Origin of the sequence: Actinotalea ferrariae CF5-4, assembly GCF_000603945.1 — a bacterium.
GTDB lineage: Bacteria > Actinomycetota > Actinomycetes > Actinomycetales > Cellulomonadaceae > Actinotalea > Actinotalea ferrariae.
On record NZ_AXCW01000232.1, the window covers coordinates 1 to 6,771 of the forward strand.

The following is a 6,771-nucleotide window of genomic DNA, read 5'->3' on the forward strand; positions in this document are numbered from 1 at the left end:
CTGCCATCTGCTTGACGCGGGACACGTTCTCCGATGTGCGCTGGTGGAAGGGCGTCCGGTACGTGCGCGTCACCTCCGGGGGGTCCGCTGCCGTTCCTGGCACGTCGAACCACGGCAAAGCGCAGGCCGTGGACTTTGCCGACGTCGGCGCGTCCGGTGGGTCCCGGTGGCGGTGGCTTATGGACAACGCCCCCCGCTTCGGGTGGGTCAACCCCCTGTGGGCGCGCGACGGCAACCCCTGGAACGGCTCACAGGAACCGTGGCATTGGGAAGGCGTCGCCGTCCCCGTGTCCTCCTACCGGTCCTGGCTGACCGGGGCGGGCATCACCGTCCCCGACCTCGACACCCCCGACCCCATCGCCCCGGTCCCCCAGGAGGACGACATGCCCGCATCCGTCGCCGTGCGCCACCCCAACGGGTCCATCGCCCTCGCCGGGGACGACGGCACCTTCGTGCCCCTGTCGTCCGTCGACGAGCTCGAGGCTCTCAAGGCCACCGGCGCCGTCCGCCTCCACGACGGGCCCGCCGGGACGCTCGCCCTGCCCGACGGCCTCATCTGGAACCTGCGGGCCGCCGTCGGGTTCCGCAAGTCCATCCAGGGCGAGCAAGACCCCGGAAAGGTCGCCGCCGCCGTCGCGGCGACCCTCGTCCCCGCCGTCCTGGACGCCCTCCCGCCGTCCGCCGGGCTGACCGTCGAGCAGGTCACGGCCGCCGCTGAGACCGCCGTCCGCAACGTCCTGCGATCCGTCTGACCAACCCCCACGATCGGAGCACTCCCGTGAGCAACGCCATCGTCTCCCTGATCCGCACCTACGTGCCCGTCGCCGTCGGCGCGCTGATCGCCTGGCTCATCTCCCTCGGCATCGAGGTCGACGCGGAGACTCAGGCCGGGCTCGTCGTGTCCATGACCGGGCTCGCCGTCGCCGCCTACTACACGCTCGTGCGGCTGCTGGAGCGCAAGTGGCCCGCGGTCGGGGTGCTCCTCGGGGTGCCGCGCCAGCCCGAGTACGAGGGCCGCCACGTCGCATGACCTCCCCGGCTGACGTCCCGCACCTGTGCCCGGAGTGCGGCACCCCGTACTGCTCCGCGCGCGCCGCCGAGGAGTGCTGCCGAGACTGAGCCGGGTTTTCGCCCCGGCCCCTCGTGCAGGCGCCGAGAAACTCACGAGAAACCCACCGGAAGACGAGCCCCCACCGGGTGAGCCTCGCACGCTCACGGGCCGACGAACCCTGACCGGCAGGACTCCGACCGGTACGCAGATGCCCCTCTCCCGCTTCGGCGGGAGGGGGGCTCTTCGTCGTCTCTGACGAGATCTCTACCAACATTGCAGACGGGACCCTCTGATAGCACCTTCATGACGAAGGCCCCGCCCCAGCGTTAGCGCTGGTGGCGGGGCCTTTCTCGTCTGCGCGCCCGGAGGGACTCGAACCCCCAACCTTCTGATCCGTAGTCAGATGCTCTATCCGTTGAGCTACGGGCGCAGGGCCCCGGAGGGCCGCAGACGAGGATACATGCCGCGCGGGGCTGGACCCAATCGGTCCCGCGCAGCACGACGGTGACGTCCGGCACCCCCGACCCCTCCCCTGCCGACGTGCGGTCGACGCCCGGGCGACCACCGTCGCTCGAACGGGTGAACGCCAGATGGCGTCCCGGTGTCCTACGCTCCAACCCTCCAACCCGGTCACGGCGCAGCGCCGAGGACGTCGCGTGGTGGCCGTCCTCCGCCGGAGCTCCCCGTGTCGCTCGACCTCCCGCTCTCCCTGCCCGCCGACGTCGTCGCCGCGCCCGACGACGTCACCACGCCGGGCACCGTGACCGCGCCCGACGACGTCCTCGGCGCCGTCGTCGCGCCGTCCGTCCAGGCCCTGGAGCACCGGCTCGCAGGCGACCGCGTGGAGGTGCTGCCGCTCCCGACGGCGGGCTGGCACCTGCCCGACGCGCTCGACGCGCTCGCCGAGGCCCGGCTCGCCCTGCCGGACCTGCCGGCCGCCGACGCCGTCGTCGTCAGCGACCTCACGACGGTGGTGCTGCGGGTCGGCGACCAGGCCGTGAAGGTCTACCCGCCGGGCACCGACCCCGCGCACCTCGCGCGCGTCGTGACCGGGCTGGCCGGGTCCACGACGGCGCTCCTGCCCACGGGCGGGCCGGTCGTCACGTCGTCGGGCGTCGTGATGGTCTCGCCGTGGCGCACGGCCGTGCGGCCCGTCGACTGGACCGAGACCGGGAGCCTGCTCCGGCGCTTCCACGACGACCACGCGCACGCCGACGTCGCCGCCTGGGACCCGCTGCGGCGCCTCGTCACCCAGGTCGACGGCCTGCCCGACGACGACGCGCGCGTCCTCCTCGACGCCCGCCGCATCCTGCTCGACGCCGTCGACGGCCTGCGGCCGCTCCTGCCGCCGGGCGTCCTGCACGGCGACGTGTCCCCGCTCAACGTGCTCCACACCGCCGACGGGCCCGTGCTCATCGACATCGACTTCGTGGCGCGCGGCCCGCGCGAGTACGACCTGTTCAGCGCTGCCCGGCGGCACATCACGGGCGAGATCGACGACGCCGCCTACCTCGGCTTCTGCCGCGCCTACGGGACGGACGTGCGGGGCTGGGACGGGTTCACCGTGCTCGACCGGATCGGCCGGCTGGGCGGCGTGGCCTTCCGGCTGTGGGACGACCGCCGCCACGGCCGCCCCCTGGACTGGCTCGCGGACGCGGTCACGGAGTGGCGCACCCCGCTCTGAGCCCCGGCACCGGCATCCGCACCGGCGGGTCGGGGAACGTCCGTGGCGCCCGGTGCCACCGACCTTCCCCGGTGACCGCCGGCCTCGGCGTCAGGACGGCGCGGGCAGCGCGCGGAGCCAGGCGGCGAAGACCTCGTTGTTGACCGTCCCGGCCCGCCGGGCCTGGACGTGCGCGAGCGCCTCCGCCCCCGTGACGCCCAGCACCTCGCGCACCACGAGCGAGGCCACGAGCCCGGACCGGTTGCGCCCGAACGAGCAGTGCACGAGCGCGGTCCGCCCCTGCGCGACCATGCCCGCGACCAGCCCGGCCAGGTGCTGCACCAGCAGCGGGTCCGGGACGTCCTCGCCGTCGACGAGGGGCGCCTTGACGTAGGCGATCCCGTCCGTCGCGCCGGCCGGCGGGTGCGCGTCGGCGTCGGCGATGTCCAGGACCACGCTGATCCCCTGCTCGCGGACCCAGTCGAAGTCCACCGGGCAGCCGCCCTGCCACAGCCGGCCGGGCAGCAGCTCCGTGGGCGGGTCCGCGGGCGGCACGCCGGGCAGCTCGACGGCCACGGTGGTGAGGCCGGTCTCGGCGGTCGTGGGGCCGGCGTCGCCGGATGCGGTCGGGCTGCCGGTGTCGGCGGCCGTGGAGGCGTCGGCGGTCTGCGTCGTCACGCTGGCACCGTAACCGCCCGCCGCCGGCGGCGCGCGGGCGTCACAGCTCGAAGGTCAGCTCCTCGACCGGGGCGGTCCGCACCGCGACGGCGGCGGTCCGGGCGTCGACCCTCCCCGCGCCGACGTCGTCGATCGCCTCGGTGTACCGCTGCAGGGTCGAGACCACGATCTCCAGCGCGGTCCCCAGGAGGTCACCGAGCACCTCGGTGTCCGCCTCCAGCCCGCCCAGGACCACGGGGAAGCGGGCCGCGACGGCGCCGGTCGCCAGGTCCAGCTCGAGCGCCGCGTCGAGGAGGTCCGCCGTCGCGCGCAGGGTCAGCTCGCCGACCGGGCCCAACCCGTCCGCCGGGACCGTCCGGGGGTGCACCGCATAGAGCGTCACCGCGCGCGCGACCGGCCGGACGACCGCGAGCACCCTGCCCACGGCGTCGTCGGCGACGTCGATGGTCGCCGTGTCCGGGTCGACGTCGACCGCCCGGCCCGCCGCCTCCAGGGCAGCCGCCACCTCCTCGAGGAACGTCACGGGTTCGCCCCGTTCGCCTTCACCGCGACCGCCGCCTGCTCCTTGATCTTGGTCATCAGGGCGTCGCGGAGGAAGGCCGTCCACTCCGGGGAGTTGCGCCGGGGGACACGCGCGAGCTCCGCCTCGAGGTCCTCGACGGTGATGGCGTCGAGGAAGGCCGTCATCTCCGGCGGCGTGGCGTCGACGTGCAGGGTGACGTCACGGACCGCGCACACGACGCCGTCGGGGAGCCGCTCGGCGGCACCGAGGGCAGCCGTCCTCTGCTTGAGCTTGCCCCGGTTGGAGGAGGCGAACATCTGCTTGAGCCGCCACCCGAGACCGCGGTCGGTCTTCGTGTTCTCACCCAGGCGCCCGTCGGCGGCGAGCGCGTTGCGCTCCTGGGCGAGCTCACCGGTCTCGGCCCACGCCTCCTTGATGCCGACGAGCTTGCTCACGACCGGCTTGGCCTTCGCCTTGAGGTCCTCGAAGACGGACTGGGGGTCGGCGTTCGTCTCCATCCCCGCGAGGACCACCTCGCGGATCTTCAGCAGCAGGGCGTCGTCACTGGTCTGCTGCGTGTCTCCCTCCGGCGTCGACGGGTCGAAGGGCTTGACCGCCTTGGGCTTGATCCGCCTGACGTAGTCGTGCGTGATCGGCTTGCCGTCGATCCGGTAGCTCGACAGGAACATCAGCGCGACCGGGTCCCCCGCGGCCGCCTTGAGCACGATCCCGTCGACGGCCATCTTGGGGTGCCGGCGCAGCTCGTCCTCCGCGCCGCCCTCGAGGTGGAGGACTGCCGACTCCTTCTGGGCGCGCTTGGCCATCGAGTTGAGCACCTTGCTCGCGATGTAGTGCGCGATCTTGTGCAGGTTGTCGACCACGGCGGTCGCCGCCTTGATCGCGGCCGGGACGCCGAAGCCGCCGGCCGAGGCCACCTGGGCGACAGCCGTGCTGAAGTTGAGGACGCTCACACCCAACGCCCAGCAGTTCTGCTCGAGGTGCTTGGTGTAGACCTGCGACACCTTCATCAGGGGGTACACCATGACGTTGACCTTGTCGGTCGAGCCGACACGGGCCTCGAACATGGTCAGGTCCGTCTCGCGCTGGCGCATGCCGGTCGTCGCGACGTCCATGACGCCCTTGACCATCGACAGCGCGGACGCCGCGATGTCGAGACCCGGCACGACCTGGGCGACCCCGTCCGAGACCCCGGAGTCGATGAGCTTGGCGAGGTTCGCGGAGTTCTTCGCAGCGGCCACCAGGCCGTCCAGACCGGTCGCGCCGGCCTTCGTCGCCTTGAGGCCCTCGTACGGGTCCTTCGTGTCCCACGCCTTCTGGATGGAGCTGACCATCTGGAAGGCGGAGGTCGCCGCGGTCATCAGGCCGTTGAGGATGCCCGTCACCTGACCGAAGCCGACCTTGACCTTGGTGGCGTCGGACTGGGGCAGCGTCGGGGCGACGTACGCCCGCTGACCCGACGTGAGCTGCTTGTCGGCACGGTCGCCGGCGGTCATCGCCTCGCCGACGCCCTGGTCCAGGAACCCGGGGACGCCCGACCGCAGCTCCTTCGTCTTGGTGATCCCCTGCGCCTCGCGCAGGTCCTTGTCCTGCCGGGAGCCGATCTGACCGGCGATCCCCCCGCCGAGCGTGTTGACGACCTTCCCCCCCAGGCCGACGTAGCCCTCGACCTCCTTCACCTGCTTCCCGGCCGACGCCGCGGTGGTCCCCGCCGGTCCCGTCGGCGTCCCGGTCCGCTGGTCCGGCGGGAGGAGAGCGAGGGACGCCTCGATCGCGGACGCGTCGCGCGCCTTCTGCGCGGCGCGGGCCCGCACCCGGGCCTCCGCCTGCTGCCACGCCGCGACGTCGACCGGTCCGTCCTTGGGCGGCAGGCCGGCGAGGGTCTTCGGGGTCACGGTCTTGAGCACCGCCTCGCGGGCCTCCTCCGAGGCCAGGGCGCGCGACGCCGTCGGGCTCTTCTCGATCAGGTCGTCGCGGTGGGTGACCATCTGGTCGTACGCCGCCTGCACGTCCTTGGGCAGCATCTTCGTCTTGAGGGTCGCCGTGTCGACCTCCGCCGCGGACTCGTGCGCACCGGCCTCCGTGCGGCTGTGCCGCACCTGGATGACGAGGCGCTCCGCGGCCGTCTCCCGCGGCGGGCGGACCGCGTTGAGGTGGGGGTACTCGTCGTACCAGACCTGCTGGTAGGCGACGTCCGCCCGCTTCGCGTCCGAGCCACCCTTCTTCTGGGCCTTGAGCTGGTCGAAGACCTCCCTCTCGCGCTCCAGCGCCGCCTCGAACTCCTCGTGCAGGGACGCCATGCGCTGGGCCGGACCCGATGCGGCCAGGGGCACGTGGCCCTTGTCGTCGACCTTGCCCGCCACCTCGACGGGGGCGTCACCGCTCTCGTCGTAGATCGCCTCCCGCAACGCCGTGCGACCGGCGACCCCCCGCTCACGGGACTCCTTGAGGCCCTTGAGCTCCGCCTTCTCCGTGACCTTGCTCTGCTTGGCCTTCGCGGCGCGCTCGGCCTCCTCGCGCTTCTTCGCCTCCTTCGCGGCCTGCTCCGCGGGGTCCTTCGTGCGCCCGAACCACCGGCGGACCCCGGCGGGCTCCGTGACGACGTGCGCGATCTCGTGCGCGAGGACCTGCTCCCCCTCGGGGGTGTCCGGCGCGAAGCGGCCCGCGCCGAAGAAGATGTCGTCGCCCGTGGTGAACGCCTCCGCGCTCATCGCCGCGCTGAGCCGGGCCGCCTGCGGGCCGGCATGGACGCGCACATGGCCCAGCCCGCGGCCGAAGCCCTGCTCCATCCGCCGCCGGACCGCCGTCGGCAGCGGCGCGCCCGACCCCCGGGCCGCCTCGATGCTCGCGGTGGCGCCG

The 6,771-nt window shown here is 73.4% G+C and carries 6 protein-coding genes and 1 tRNA gene; 3 read left to right on the top strand and 4 right to left on the bottom strand.

The features are described from left to right. Positions 1 to 179 precede the first annotated feature (179 nt). Positions 180 to 752, top strand: a complete 573-nt coding sequence (locus tag N866_RS22160; RefSeq protein ID WP_052023117.1) for a M15 family metallopeptidase domain-containing protein — start codon at positions 180 to 182, stop codon at positions 750 to 752. Positions 753 to 778: 26 nt separating this feature from the next. Beyond that, the gene (locus N866_RS15120) at positions 779 to 1,030 is read left to right on the top strand and encodes a hypothetical protein (RefSeq protein ID WP_034227886.1); all 252 of its coding nucleotides are present in this window, start codon (positions 779 to 781) and stop codon (positions 1,028 to 1,030) included. Positions 1,031 to 1,408: 378 nt separating this feature from the next. Here the strand turns inward: N866_RS15120 and N866_RS15125 are convergent. Further along, positions 1,409 to 1,481 (bottom strand) — tRNA-Arg (locus tag N866_RS15125). Positions 1,482 to 1,736: 255 nt separating this feature from the next. Here N866_RS15125 and N866_RS20055 point away from each other — a divergent pair. Further along, complete coding sequence (locus tag N866_RS20055) at positions 1,737 to 2,735, top strand: phosphotransferase (protein ID WP_052023118.1); 999 nt, start codon at positions 1,737 to 1,739, stop codon at positions 2,733 to 2,735. Between the two features lie 90 nt (positions 2,736 to 2,825). Here the strand turns inward: N866_RS20055 and N866_RS15135 are convergent, their stop codons facing one another. The 3 genes from N866_RS15135 to N866_RS20060 form a co-directional block, all read right to left on the bottom strand. Beyond that, positions 2,826 to 3,392 carry a protein-tyrosine phosphatase family protein gene (locus N866_RS15135; RefSeq protein WP_034227887.1) on the bottom strand — a complete coding sequence of 189 codons (567 nt, stop codon included), beginning with the start codon at positions 3,390 to 3,392 and terminating at the stop codon, positions 2,826 to 2,828. A gap of 40 nt (positions 3,393 to 3,432) precedes the next feature. Further along, positions 3,433 to 3,915: a hypothetical protein gene (locus N866_RS15140; RefSeq protein WP_034227888.1), complete on the bottom strand. Its 483-nt coding sequence runs from the start codon at positions 3,913 to 3,915 to the stop codon at positions 3,433 to 3,435. Further along, a partial coding sequence (locus N866_RS20060) for an eCIS core domain-containing protein (RefSeq protein WP_155855407.1) occupies positions 3,912 to 6,771 on the bottom strand: 2,860 nt, incomplete at its 5' end. The genes N866_RS20060 and N866_RS15140, both read right to left, overlap by 4 nt.